Origin of the sequence: Kitasatospora herbaricolor (assembly GCF_030813695.1) — a bacterium.
GTDB classification, from domain to species: Bacteria; Actinomycetota; Actinomycetes; order Streptomycetales; family Streptomycetaceae; genus Kitasatospora; species Kitasatospora herbaricolor.
The window spans coordinates 3,324,614-3,337,472 of record NZ_JAUSVA010000002.1 but is presented as its reverse complement, the minus strand read 5'-3'; the positions used below and the strand labels follow the sequence as shown (position 1 = coordinate 3,337,472).

The following is a 12,859-nucleotide window of genomic DNA, read 5'->3' as shown; positions in this document are numbered from 1 at the left end:
GGCGCCGGTCCGACGGTGTGACCGGTGCGCCGGGTCGGGCGGGGGCCGAGCGGCCGAGCGGCCGGGTCGGCCCCGGGGGTTGCCGGGGGCGGGGCCGGGGTCAGGCCCGGCCCCCGGCGAGTGCCTGGACGGTGCGGGAGGGGCTGGGGCGGCCGAGCCGGTCGGCCATCCAGGCGCTGGCCCCGACCAGTGCGCGGAGGTCGACGCCGGTCCGGATGCCGAGGCCGTGCAGCATCCAGACCAGGTCCTCGGTGGCGAGGTTGCCGGTCGCGCTCTTCGCGTAGGGGCAGCCGCCCAGGCCGCCGGCCGAGGCGTCCACCGTGGTGATCCCGGCGCGCAGCGCGGCCAGCGTGTTGCTGAGCGCCTGGCCGTAGGTGTCGTGGAAGTGCACGGCGAGCCGGCCGGACGGCACGCCTGCCCGGGCGAACCCGTCCAGCAGGGCGCCGACCTGGCCCGGGGTGGCGACGCCGATGGTGTCGCCGAGGCTCAGCTCCTCGCAGCCCATCTCCAGCAGCCGGACCCCGAAACCGATCACCTGCTCGGGCGGGACCGGCCCCTCCCACGGGTCGCCGAAGCACATCGACAGGTAGCCGCGGACCCGCAGCCCGGCCTCGGTGGCCCGTCGGACCACCGGCTCGAACATCGCCATCGCCTCGTCGGCGGACCGGTTGAGGTTGCGCCGGGCGAAGGTCTCGGTGGCGCTGGCGAACACCGCGATGTCGCCCACGCCGTGGACCAGCGCGCGGTCGAGCCCGCGTTCGTTGGGGACCAGGACGGGCAGCCGGAGGCCCGGGTGACGGGCCGGCAGGTCGGCGAGCCGGGGCACCAGGTCCTCCGCGTCCGCGAGCTGCGGCACCCACTTCGGGTGGACGAAGCTGCTGGCCTCGACGGTCCGCAGACCGGCCGCGGCCAGCCGGGCGATGAACTCGGCCTTCACCTCGACCGGGACGAGACCGCTCTCGTTCTGCAGGCCGTCGCGCGGACCCACCTCGTGGATGCGGACCTCGGCGGGCAGGTCCGGGGCCGGCACCGGGGCGGGCAGGCCGAGGTCCAGCGCGTCGGGCTCGCGCGCGGGGGCGGTCACGAGGTCACCCCGGCGGGGGCGGGCGCCGGCTCGTCGGCCGGCGTGACGACGACGAGGACCTCCTCCATCGCCACCGTCGCGCCGGCGACGGCGCGCAGTTCGCTCACCGTGCCGTCGTGCGGCGCGGCGATCACGTGCTCCATCTTCATCGCCTCCAGGACGAGCAGGGGCTGGCCCCGGCGGACCTGCTCGCCGGCCGAGGTCTTGACCACGGTGACGGTGCCGGGCATCGGGGCGGTCAGGGCGCCGTGGTGCGCGCCGCCGGCGGCCGCCCGGTCCCCGACCGGGTCGTAGGGGTGCAGGGCCCAGGCGTCGCCGTCGATCCCGAGCCAGGTCACCGGTCCGGCGGCGGGCTGGCCCGACGGGTTGTCAGTGGCGTGTGCGAACGTCGTCTGCAGGCCGTCGACCGTGAGGTGCAGTCGCCGGCCGGACCGTCCGGCCCGAGCCCGGTGGACGGGCCCGTCGCCGATACGGATGTGCAGGTCGGGGGTACTGCCTGAAGGATTGTCAGTGGCCTCGGCTACGTTGCGGGCAGTGACGGGGCGCACGCTCACCGACACGGGGTCCTGGCCGGGGGCCCGCAGCCGGTGGGTGGTCCAGGCGGGTTCGCCGCCGAGGCGCCAGCCGGACGGAAGGGAGAAGGGGTCGGTCCAGTCGTCCTGGGCCGTCGGCGGCGTGAGTTCCAGTTGCCGGGTCAGGGCGGCCGCGTAGTAGAGGAGGTGCGTCGGCGGTACGGGGGGCGTGGCACCCGGGTGGGCACCCGTCCCGAGGTCCGTACCGGTCCCGGTGCCGGCCGCGTCGGCCGAGGAGGCAGTGCCGGAGGGGGGCACTGCGTCCGCGGTGGCGGCCGGGGCCTGGGCGTTGTCGGCCACGGCGGGTTCGCCCGCGGCGCCGGCCGGGGAGTACGGAGAGGCCAGCAGTACGGGGTTCTGCTGGGCGGTCTGTTCGACCAGGCCGGTGTCGAGGCGGCCCGCGACGACATCGGGGTGCGCGAGCAGCCGGCGCAGGAAGCCGGTGTTGGTGGTGACGCCGAGGATCCGGGTGTCCGCGAGCGCGCCGCGAAGACGGCGCAGGGCGGTCGCCCGGTCGGGCCCGTAGGCGATCACCTTGGCCAGCATGGGGTCGTAGGCGCTGGCGATCTCGGTGCCGACGGCGACGCCCGAGTCGACGCGGACGCCCTCGCCCTGCGGCTCCTCCAGCAGCAGGATGCGGCCGCCGGTGGGCAGGAAGTCCCGCTCCGGGTCCTCCGCGCAGATCCGGGCCTCGATGGCGTGGCCCAGGAAGGAGATGTCCGACTGGTCGAACGGCAGGGTCTCGCCGGCGGCGATCCGCAGCTGCCACTCGACCAGGTCCAGGCGCCGCGGGTCCGCGGTGTCGCGGCCCACGACGATCGCGAGTTCGGTGACGGGGTGTTCCACCTGGAGCCGGGTGTTCATCTCCATGAAGAAGAAGTCCAGGACGCCGGCGGGCGGCTCGTCGGCCGTCGGGTCCAGGCCGGGAACGATGAATTCGACGGTGCCGGCCCCGGTGTATCCGCAGGCCTCGGCGGCCCGGACGGCCGCCGCGCCCATCGCGGCGCGGGTCTCGGGGTTGAGCAGGACGGAGGGTGCCTCTTCGATCAGCTTCTGGTGGCGGCGCTGCAGGCTGCACTCGCGCTCGCCGAGGTGGACGGTGCGGCCGTGGGCGTCGGCCAGCACCTGCACCTCGATGTGCCGCGGCCGGTCGATCCAGCGTTCCAGCAGCAGGGTGTCGTCGCCGAAGGCGGTGCGGGCGACCCGGCGGGCGGCCTCGATCTCGGCCGGGAGGTCGGCCGGGTCGCGGACCAGCCGCATGCCCTTGCCGCCGCCGCCGGCGGAGGGCTTGAGCAGCACGGGGTAGCCGATCGCGTCCGCGGCCGCGGTGAGCTCGGCGTCGGTGGGAGAGGTGTCCTGGCTGCCGGGTACCACCGGCACGCCGGCGGCGCGGACCGCCTCCTTGGCGTTGATCTTGTCGCCCATCAGCTCGACGGCCGTGGGAGGCGGGCCGATGAAGGCCAGACCGGCATCGGCGCAGGCCCGCGCGAAGGAGGCGTTCTCGGCGAGGAAGCCGTAGCCGGGGTGGACGGCCTGGGCACCGGTGCGACGGGCCGCCGCCAGGATCTGGTCCGTCCGGAGGTAGGTCTCGGCGGCCGAGCTGTCACTGCGGTCGGGGGGCCCCAGCCGCACGGCGACATCGGCCTCACGGACGTGCGGTGCGTCGGCGTCCGCGTCGCTGAACACGGCGACCGAGCGTACGCCGAGCCGCCTGAGGGTGCGGATCACCCGGACGGCGATCTCGCCACGGTTGGCGACCAGAACTGTGTCGAACATGGGAGGGGTTCCTCCGGTCGAGGGAGCCGTACGAGGGAGTGGAGGTGCGGGACGGGGCGGCCGACGACGGAGCGCGGGCCGACCGCCGGCCGGGGGCCCGGCCGGCTCGTGTCCGGCTCACATCCGGAAGACGCCGTACGGTCCGGGGGCGGGCAGCGGCGCGTTGGAGCAGGCGGTCAGTGCGAGGCCGAGCACGGTCCGGGTGTCCATCGGGTCGATGACTCCGTCGTCCCAGAGCCGGGCGGTCGCGTAGTACGCGTTGCCCTGCCGCTCGTACTGTTCGCGGACGGGCCGCTTGAACTCCTCCTCGGCCTCGGCGGCCCACGGCTCGCCGCCCTGCGCCTCCACCTGGTCGCGGCGCACCGTGGCCAGCACCGAGGCGGCCTGCTCGCCGCCCATCACCGAGATCTTGGCCCCGGGCCACATCCAGAGGAAGCGGGGTGAGTACGCCCGGCCGCACATGGAGTAGTTGCCGGCTCCGTACGAGCCGCCGATGACCACCGTCAGCTTGGGTACCCGGGTGCAGGCGACGGCGTTGACCATCTTGGCGCCGTGCTTGGCGATGCCGCCGGCCTCGTACTGCCGGCCGACCATGAAGCCGGTGATGTTCTGCAGGAAGAGGAGGGGGATGCCGCGCTGGTCGCACAGTTCGATGAAGTGGGCGCCCTTGAGGGCCGACTCGGCGAACAGCACGCCGTTGTTGGCGACGATGCCGACCGGGTGGCCGTGGATCCGGGCGAAGCCGGTCACCAGGGTGGCACCGTACTCGGCCTTGAACTCGGCGAAACGGCTCCCGTCGACCAGCCGGGCGATCACCTCGCGCACGTCGTACGGCGTGCGCGGGTCCACCGGCACGGCTCCGTAGAGTCCGGCCGGGTCCACCGCGGGGGGTTCGGCGGGGGAGAGCGGCCAGGGCCTGGCGGCCCGGGGGCCGAGGCCGGCCACGATGGTCCGGACGATGGACAGCGCGTGGGCGTCGTCCTCGGCCAGGTGGTCCGTCACGCCGGAGGTGCGGGAGTGCAGGTCGCCGCCGCCCAGTTCCTCGGCGGTGACCACCTCACCGGTCGCCGCCTTCACCAGCGGCGGGCCGCCCAGGAAGATGGTGCCCTGCTCGCGGACGATCACCGCCTGGTCGCTCATCGCCGGGACGTACGCGCCGCCCGCGGTGCACGAGCCGAGCACGGCGGCGATCTGCGGGATCCCGGCGGCGGAGAGCCGCGCCTGGTTGTAGAAGATCCGACCGAAGTGGTCCCGGTCCGGGAAGACCTCGTCCTGCATCGGGAGGAAGGCGCCGCCGGAGTCCACCAGGTAGATGCAGGGCAGCCGGTTCTCCAGCGCCACCTCCTGGGCCCGCAGGTGCTTCTTCACCGTCATCGGGTAGTACGTGCCGCCCTTGACGGTGGCGTCGTTGGCCACCACGACGACCTCGCGCCCGGCGACCCGGCCGATCCCCGCGATGACGCCGGCGGCCGGCGCGGCCCCGTCGTACATCCCGTCGGCGGCCAGCGGGGCGAGCTCCAGGAAGGGCGAGCCCGGGTCGAGCAGGGTGTCCACCCGGTCGCGGGGGAGCAGCTTGCCCCGCGCGGTGTGGCGGGCGCGGGCCTTGGCCCCGCCGCCGAGCGCCGCCGTGGCGAGCTTGGCGCGCAGTTCCGTGACCAGCGCCTGATGGGCCGCGGTGTTGGACCGGAAGGCGTCCGAACCGGGGTCGGCGGCGCTGGCGAGCCGGGGGGCCGGAGCCGAGGCCGCGCCTGCTCCGCCGGTGCCTCCGAAGGCACCGGCACCTCCCGGGCCGCCCGCGCCGCCGTGTCCGCCCGACGGCGCCGTGGATGGGCGCGACGCCGGGCCGACGTTCGGGCTGCCGAATACGCCGGTCGATGCACCGACGGTTGAGAAGACCATCCCAAGAGCTCCCTTGCCCCCGGAACCAGGTGGGCGGCGGGCCGGGTGAGCCGCGCAACCCCCAAGTTAATGAGCGTTAACTCCAGCAGCCAGGTTAACGCTCGATAACCCGACTGTCTACGATGGGCAGCATGTCGAACGTCCCAGCCACCGCCGCGCTCCCACGCCGTGACCAGATCCGAAAGGAAGCGGCACGGCTGTTCGCCGCCCGGGGATTCCTCGGGGTGGGCGTCGACGAGATCGGCAAGGCGGTCGGGATCAGCGGCCCCGGCCTCTACCGCCACTTCGCCGGCAAGGACGCGATGCTCGCCGACCTGCTGGTCGGCATCAGTGAGCGACTCCTGGAGGAGGGCCGCCGCCGGGTGGGTGACAACGTGGGTGGCCCGGCGGGTGACGACGGTGCCGCCCAGGGTGTCCTGGATGCCCTGATCAGCGGACACGTCGATTTCGCGCTCGACGACCGGGACCTGATCACGCTCCATGACCGTGAACTGCTGCACCTCAAGGAGGAGGACCGCCGCCGGGTCCGGCGGCTGCAGCGCGGCTACCTCGAACTCTGGGTGGACGTCGTCCGGCAGGCCTTCCCGGCGCTGGCCGGCCCCGACGAGGAACCGGTCGCCAGGGCGGCCGTGCACGCGGTCTTCGGGCTGCTCAACTCCACACCTCACAGCCTCGGTCCGAACGTGGCCCAGGGCGAATGGGCGGGTCTGCCCCGCGACAGCATGGCGGCGCTGCTGCACAGCCTCGCCCAGGGTGCCTTCGCGGCTGCCGCCCGATCGGCGGGCAGGCCCGGCGGGGCCTGAGGCCCCGGGCGGTTGGCCGGAGGCACGGGACGGTCCGGCGGAGCCGCCGGAGTCGTACGACTGCCCCCTCCCATGCCCCCTCCCGCGCCGCCTCCCTGGCGCCTCCCTGGCGCCCCCGTCTGCGCCGCCCACTGATCCGGCAGCCACTGCCGCCGCCCCCACCGCCCCCGCCGCAGGCTCGGCCCGGTTCCCTCGGCCGCGCCTTCCTCGGGCGCGGGTCCCTTTGCCGCACTGTCGTTCGGCCGGCCCTGCCCGGCGCCGGTGTTCTCACGACCTGGCATCGCCCTGCGTACTGTGGGATGCGCGGTCGGCCCTTGCGCGGCAAGGTGGCACGGGGCCGCGGCGCCGTGCGGGGCCCGCCCCACCGGTCGGGAGTCCTAGGACCATGGGCCGCCGGGTCGGGGTCGCCGGGCCGGTGTGCGTCCCGGCGCGCATCGTTCAGGCTGGTGGGAAAGCCGGTGAAGGAATCACCGGAGCCCGGTGGCTGTTGGTGCGTCCGTCGGCCCGACGGGCCTGGTCGGCCTGCCGGGACTCCGGACCGGCCGAATCTGCTTGGACGGCCACGCGACGGAATGGTTAGTATCCCTAAATATGTCTGACACTCACGGTTCTACGGCGGAGCTACCCCGGGGCGGCAGCATGCGAGGCGGCCGTTCCGCCGATTCGGCGGCCCGGACGTCGGCGGCCCGGACGTCCGGAGCCCAGGCTCCGGAGGCACCCGCTTCGGCGGCGCCGTCGCCGGACGCGTCGCCGGCGGCCCTGTCGTCGGCCGGCTCCACGCGTGGGCCCGAGGGCTCCGGGCCCGGCTCGGCGGCGTCCGGTTCGATGACGTCGGACGAGGCCGGTCAGGGCTGGTTGCGGCGGCTCGTCGGCTACTGCTGGCGGTTCCGGCGCAGCGTGCTGCTGTCCTTCGGCGCCTCACTGGTCGGCATGGCCGTGACGGCCCTCGTCCCGCTGATCACCAAGCTGATCATCGACGATGTGATCACCTCCCACACCCGCTCGCTGGCCCCGTGGGCCGTGGCTCTGCTGGGGGCGGCGGCGCTGGTCTTCGTCTGCACCCAGATCCGTCGCTACTACGGCGGCCAGCTCGCCCTCGACGTGCAGCACGACCTGCGCAGCGACCTGTTCCGCTCGCTGGGCCGGCTCGACGGCCACCGGCAGGACCGCCTGGACACCGGCCAGGTGGTCGGCCGGGCCACCTCCGACCTGCAGTTGATCAACGGCTTGCTCTCCATGCTGCCGATGATGACCGGCTACGTCGTCATGTTCGTGATGTCCCTCGCGGTGATGCTCTGGCTCTCGCTCCCGCTCACCCTGATCGCCCTGGTGATGGGCCCCGCCCTCTGGTGGGTGTCGGTGCTCAGCCGCAAGCGGCTGTTCCCGGCGACCTGGGCCGCGCAGCAGGAGGCCGCGGCCGTCGCGGGCGTGGTCGACGAGGCCGTCGGCGGGGTCCGGGTGGTGAAGGGCTTCGGCCAGGAGGCGCAGGAGCTCGGCAAGCTGGAGGCCGCCTCGCGCGACCTGTTCGCGGCCCGGCTGCGTTCGATCCGGCTGACCAGCCGGTACAACCCCGCGATGCAGGCCATTCCGGCGCTCGCGCAGGTCGCCGTGCTGGCCCTCGGCGGCTGGCTGGCGGTCGAGGGCAAGGTCTCGCTCGGCACCTTCGTGGCCTTCTCCACCTATGTCGCGCAGATGACCGGCCCGGTCCGGATGCTCACCATGGTCATCACCGTCGGCCAGCAGGCCCGGGCCGGTGTCGAGCGGGTGCTCCAGCTGATCGACGAGCGTCCGCTGGTCCAGGAGCGGCCGGACGCCATCACGCTGGACCTCACCCACCCTGCGGCACCGGTCGCCGGCAGCGGGGGCGACCCCGCAACCGTGGACGGCCGGGGCGCCGCCGAAGGCCGCCCTGGCCCGGACGGCGACCCGGCCACCGGCGCCGCGCCGGCCGTCGCGGCCGGGCAGTCCGCCGCGCTCGCCCTGGAGTTCGACGAGGTCGAATTCCGCTACGACCCCGAGCATCCGACCCCGGTCCTGCACCGGCTCAGCCTGCGGCTCGCCCCCGGCGAGACCCTGGCGCTGGTCGGGTCCTCCGGGTCCGGCAAGTCCACCGTGGCGCAGCTCGTCCCCCGGTTCTACGACCCGTCGGCGGGTTCGGTGCGCCTGTACGGGCACGACCTGCGCGACCTGACCCTCGACTCGGTGCGCGCGGCCGTCGGCATCGTGCCGGAGGAGAGCTTCCTGTTCTCCGAGAGCGTCCGGACCAACATCGCGTACGGGCGGCCGGAGGCGACCGACGAGCAGGTCGAGGCCGCCGCGCGGATCGCCCAGGCGGACGAGTTCGTCCGGGAGCTTCCCGCCGGCTACGAGACCAAGGTCGGCGAGCAGGGCCTGACCCTCTCCGGGGGCCAGCGCCAGCGCATCGCGCTCGCCCGGGCGATCCTCACCGACCCGCGGATCCTGCTGCTCGACGACGCCACCTCGGCCGTCGACCCGCAGATCGAGGCGGAGATCCACGACGCGCTGCGCTCGGTGATGGCCGGCCGGACGACGCTGCTGATCGCCCATCGCCGCTCCACGCTGCAGCTGGCCGACCGGATCGCCGTCCTCGACCAGGGCCGGCTGGTCGACATCGGTACGCATCAGGAACTCGACCAGCGATGTCCCCAGTACCGGGCCCTGATCTCCGACCCGGAGGCCGGTCGTTCCCCGGCGCCCACCACCGGTGACGCCGTCGCCCCGCCCGTCGGTACCGCCCTTGCCGAGCCGTCGCCCACCGGGCCGTCACCGGTCGGCGCGCTCGCGACCACCCCGGCGGACACCGCCTCCGCCCCCGCCGGCACCACTGCCCCCGCCGGCACCACTGCCCCCGCCGCCACCACCGGCACCACCGGCACCACCGGCACCTCCACCGCCTCCGCAGGCGGGACGGGGACGGCGTCCGACGCGTCACCCTTCACCCGGACGCCGCCCACGAAGGCCCTCGCCAAGGCCGCCCGGACGGCGAGCCCCGAGCTGCTCGGCAAGGTGGCCGAACTGCCGCCCGCCACCGACACGCCGGCCGTCGCTCTCGCCGAGGCCGAGGCCGGCGACCCGGACTTCAGCCTCCGCCGGATGCTGGCGCCCTTCCGCCGTCCGCTCACCCTGGCCCTGCTGCTGGTGGCGCTGGACGCCGGTGCGGGCCTGGTGCTGCCGATCCTGATCAGGCACGGGATCGACGACGGGGTCAGCAAGGCCGCGATGACGGGTGTCGCGGTCGCCTCGCTGGCGGCGCTGCTGGTGGTCCTCCTGGACTGGCTGGTCCAGGCCGGCGAGAGCCGGGTCAGCGGCCGCACCGGCGAGCGGGTGCTCTACACCCTCCGGATCAAGATCTTCGCGCACCTCAACCGGCTCGGCCTGGACTACTACGAGCGCGAGCTGTCCGGCCGCATCCTGACCCGGATGACCACCGACCTCGACTCGCTGACCAGCTTCCTGCAGACCGGTGTGGTGACCGCCGTGGTCAGCCTGCTCACCTTCTTCGGGATCTTCGCCGCCCTCCTGATCATCGACGCCGGGCTGGCCCTGGTGGTCTTCGCGGTGCTGCCGTTCCTGATCGTGGCGACCCTGGTCTTCCGCCGGAAGTCGACCGCCCAGTACGAGATCTCCCGCGACCTGATCAGCACGGTCAACGCCGATCTGCAGGAGAACGTCGCGGGCATGCGGATCGTCCAGGCGTTCCGCCGCCAGGACACCAACACCACCCGCTTCGTCGCCCGGGGCATCGCCTACCGGGACGCCCGGGTGCGGGCCCAGTTCTACATCTCGCTCTACTTCCCGTTCGTGCAGTTCCTCTCCAGCGTGGCGGCCGCACTGGTGCTAATCGCCGGCGCCTCGCGGGTCGAGGCCGGCACGCTCACGGTCGGTGCGCTGGTCGCCTACCTGCTGTACATCGACCTGTTCTTCGCGCCGGTCAACCAGCTCTCGCAGGTCTTCGACGGGTACCAGCAGGCGGCGGTCGGCCTGGGCCGGATCCGCGAGCTGCTGCGCACCCCCACCAACACCGCGGCCGCCGAGCACCCGGTGCCGGTCACCGACCTGCGCGGCGAGATCGACTTCGACGGGGTGGGATTCGCCTACAACGGGGGCGGCACGGGCAACCCGGAGGTGCTCTCCGACGTCACCCTGCACATCCCGGCGGGGCAGACGGTGGCACTGGTCGGCGAGACCGGGGCCGGCAAGTCGACGCTGGTCAAGCTGGTCGCCCGGTTCTACGACGCCACCAGTGGCACCGTCCGGGTCGACGGCGTCGACATCACCCGCTACGACCTGGCCGAGTACCGGCACCGGCTCGGGGTGGTCCCCCAGGAGGCCTACCTCTTCGCCGGCACGGTGCGCGAGGCCATCGCGTACGGGCGCCCGTCCGCGAGCGACGCCGAGGTGCGGGCGGCCGCCAAGGCGGTGGGCGCGCACGACATGATCTCCGGGTTGCGCGGCGGCTACGACCACGAGGTCTCCGGCCGCGGCCGTAACCTCTCGGCCGGGCAGCGCCAGCTGATCGCCCTGGCCCGGGCCGAGCTGGTCGACCCGGACGTGCTGCTGCTGGACGAGGCCACGGCCGCGCTCGACCTGGCCACCGAGGCCGCCGTGAACCACGCCGCCGACCGGCTCAGCGGCGGCCGGACCACCCTGGTCATCGCCCACCGCCTGACCACCGCCGAGCGGGCCGACCGGGTGATCGTCCTCGACCACGGCCGGATCGTCGAGGACGGCGCGCACGCGGAACTGCTGGCCAAGGGTGGTACCTACACGGCGCTCTGGCAGGCGTTCGTCGCGGACGCGCACTCGGCCCCCGCCCCGGCCCCGGAGCCGGTCGGCGGACGCTGACGGCCGGTACGGCCGGTCGGGCCCCTCCGCACCCGCACCCGCACCCGAAGCCGCCGGACGCCCGGCACCGGCTCTCCCGTCCCGGCCTGGGCAGGGGAGCCGGTGCCTGCGTCGTTCAGGCCGTGATCAGCGAGGACAGCAGCGCGGCGGCGTCCACGCCCGGCGGCAGATCGCTGACCTGGCCGTCCCCGACCTCCACCACCCGCCATTCGGCGCCGTCCGCCCGCTGGGCCAGATCGGTCGTGACGAAGCGGCAGCCCAGGGCGCGGACCAGGGGGCGGACGTCCGTGAGGTCCGGGGCGGGGGTGTGCCCGGGCGTGTCCGGATGCGGGCCGACCAGCACCGGCTCGCCGTCCAGCCACCAGACCCGGGCCTCCGCCGCCCGGCCGTCCGCCGTCCGGGCGAAGTCCTCGAAGCGTCGCAGCACCACGCCGCCGGCCAGGAAGCCGTCCTGCAGTTCGACGAACCGGGACACCACCCGCTCCAGCGCGGCCAGGTCGGCGAGCTCCGGGATGTAACAGGCCTCCGCCCATTCGTGCTTGCGGGACTTCACGTAGTCCTTGACGATCGCCGCCCCCGTCCCGCCGAGCCGCGCGGCGGCCGCCGCCAGCTGCTCGGGCCGCGGCGCACGGCCCGGCGCGGCCAGCGGGATCCAGACGCTGGCCGGTGTCGCGCCTTCGAAGACCCGGTACCAGCCGGGGAGTTCATGGGCGGAGGTGTACCCGGCCGGACTGGTGAGCAGGGCGCCGCCGCGGGCGTCGAGGGCGTCCGCGAAGCGGGCGTACAGCGCACCGGGAATCATCCAGCCGCGGTACCAGAGCGGGCCGATCCCGGCCGGCACCCTCCGGACGGCCGCCTCGGCGTCCCCGGCGAGCAGCGCGTCGTGGTCCACCAGGGCGTGGTCGCCGCCCAACTCCCTGAGCAGCCGGGCCTCCCAGGCGAAGTGCGGGTCCGGCCGCCGCGGCGCGAGCGGATCGGCGGGGAAGAGGATCACGGGTACGGCCATGGTGTTCAGCCTACGGACCGGGCCCGCGCCCGGGCGTCATTTTCACCGGCCCGCCGGAGCGGACCGGCCGGGCCCTCATCGCGCCCGCGGCGCCGCCGGCGGGGCCCGAATCCGCTCGACGGCGCCGACGGCCTCTGCGAGGGTGACCCGATGCGAAACCCGATGCGGATCCTGAGGCGTGAGCGGCAGCGGACTCCCCGACAGGCAGCTCGAACGGTGGTGCTGGACCAGGACGGCTCGGTCTTCCTGCTCCGCTCCGACAACGTCGAGGTCGGCGTGCACTGGACGTCGCCCGGCGGCGGCATCGAGCCCGGCGAGAGCCCGGTCGAGGGCGCGCGGCGGGAGCTGTGGGAGGAGACCGGCTGGACGGACCTCGCGCCCGGCCCGTTGCTCTGCACCTGGGAGCACGACTTCACCTGGCACGGCATCCCGGTCCGCCAGTACGAGCACATCTTCCTGACGGTGGGTCCGCACCGCGGACCGGTCGGCGACGTCAGCTCCGTCCACGCCACCGACGGCATCCTCGACTGGCGCTGGTGGACCACGGCGGATCTCGCCGACGAGCGGGCCGACGCCCTCTGGCCGCCCCAACTGCCCTCCCTGCTGGCCGGAGTACGGGCGAAGGGGTGGCCCGGGGACGGATCGCCCGGGTCGCTCCCGGCGTTCGAGCCGGTCGATCTGGGCTACATCGCCAACGGGACAGGCACCGGCGGCGGCGCGAACGCCGCGACGGGTACGACGGCGACGGCCGGCAGCGCACGGGAGGCCACGGACACCTGATCGGGCAGGCGCCCGAACCGGCCCGACCTCCTCCAGGCCACGCCGGGTCACGCCGGGTCACGCCGGTGGGGCG

The 12,859-nt window shown here is 74.4% G+C and carries 7 protein-coding genes; 3 read left to right on the top strand and 4 right to left on the bottom strand.

Annotation, left to right across the window (positions count from 1 at the left end):
* Positions 1–100 precede the first annotated feature (100 nt).
* From J2S46_RS14915 to J2S46_RS14905, 3 genes are all read right to left on the bottom strand, one after another.
* A complete protein-coding gene (locus tag J2S46_RS14915) occupies positions 101–1,054 on the bottom strand; it encodes a hydroxymethylglutaryl-CoA lyase (RefSeq protein ID WP_191290142.1) in 954 nt (317 codons plus the stop codon).
* A gap of 26 nt (positions 1,055–1,080) precedes the next feature.
* Positions 1,081–3,432, bottom strand: coding sequence for an acetyl/propionyl/methylcrotonyl-CoA carboxylase subunit alpha (locus tag J2S46_RS14910; RefSeq protein WP_191289991.1), 2,352 nt, complete (start codon positions 3,430–3,432; stop codon positions 1,081–1,083).
* A 117-nt stretch (positions 3,433–3,549) separates the two neighbouring features.
* Positions 3,550–5,331 carry a carboxyl transferase domain-containing protein gene (locus tag J2S46_RS14905; protein WP_229912703.1) on the bottom strand — a complete coding sequence of 594 codons (1,782 nt, stop codon included), beginning with the start codon at positions 5,329–5,331 and terminating at the stop codon, positions 3,550–3,552.
* Between the two features lie 131 nt (positions 5,332–5,462).
* On the opposite strand from J2S46_RS14905, the gene J2S46_RS14900 reads away from it, so the two are divergent.
* Positions 5,463–6,134 (top strand): TetR/AcrR family transcriptional regulator, encoded by a 672-nt coding sequence (locus J2S46_RS14900; RefSeq protein ID WP_191289990.1) that lies wholly within the window; start codon positions 5,463–5,465, stop codon positions 6,132–6,134.
* Positions 6,135–6,959: 825 nt separating this feature from the next.
* A complete protein-coding gene (locus J2S46_RS14895; RefSeq protein WP_191289989.1) occupies positions 6,960–11,000 on the top strand; it encodes an ABC transporter ATP-binding protein in 4,041 nt (1,346 codons plus the stop codon).
* Between the two features lie 115 nt (positions 11,001–11,115).
* On the opposite strand, the gene J2S46_RS14890 is transcribed toward J2S46_RS14895, so the two are convergent.
* On the bottom strand, positions 11,116–12,006 hold the full coding sequence (locus J2S46_RS14890) for an ATP-grasp domain-containing protein (RefSeq protein WP_191289988.1): 891 nt from the start codon (positions 12,004–12,006) through the stop codon (positions 11,116–11,118).
* A 150-nt stretch (positions 12,007–12,156) separates the two neighbouring features.
* On the opposite strand from J2S46_RS14890, the gene J2S46_RS14885 reads away from it, so the two are divergent.
* Positions 12,157–12,786 carry an NUDIX hydrolase gene (locus J2S46_RS14885; protein WP_191289987.1) on the top strand — a complete coding sequence of 210 codons (630 nt, stop codon included), beginning with the start codon at positions 12,157–12,159 and terminating at the stop codon, positions 12,784–12,786.
* Positions 12,787–12,859: the final 73 nt, after the last annotated feature.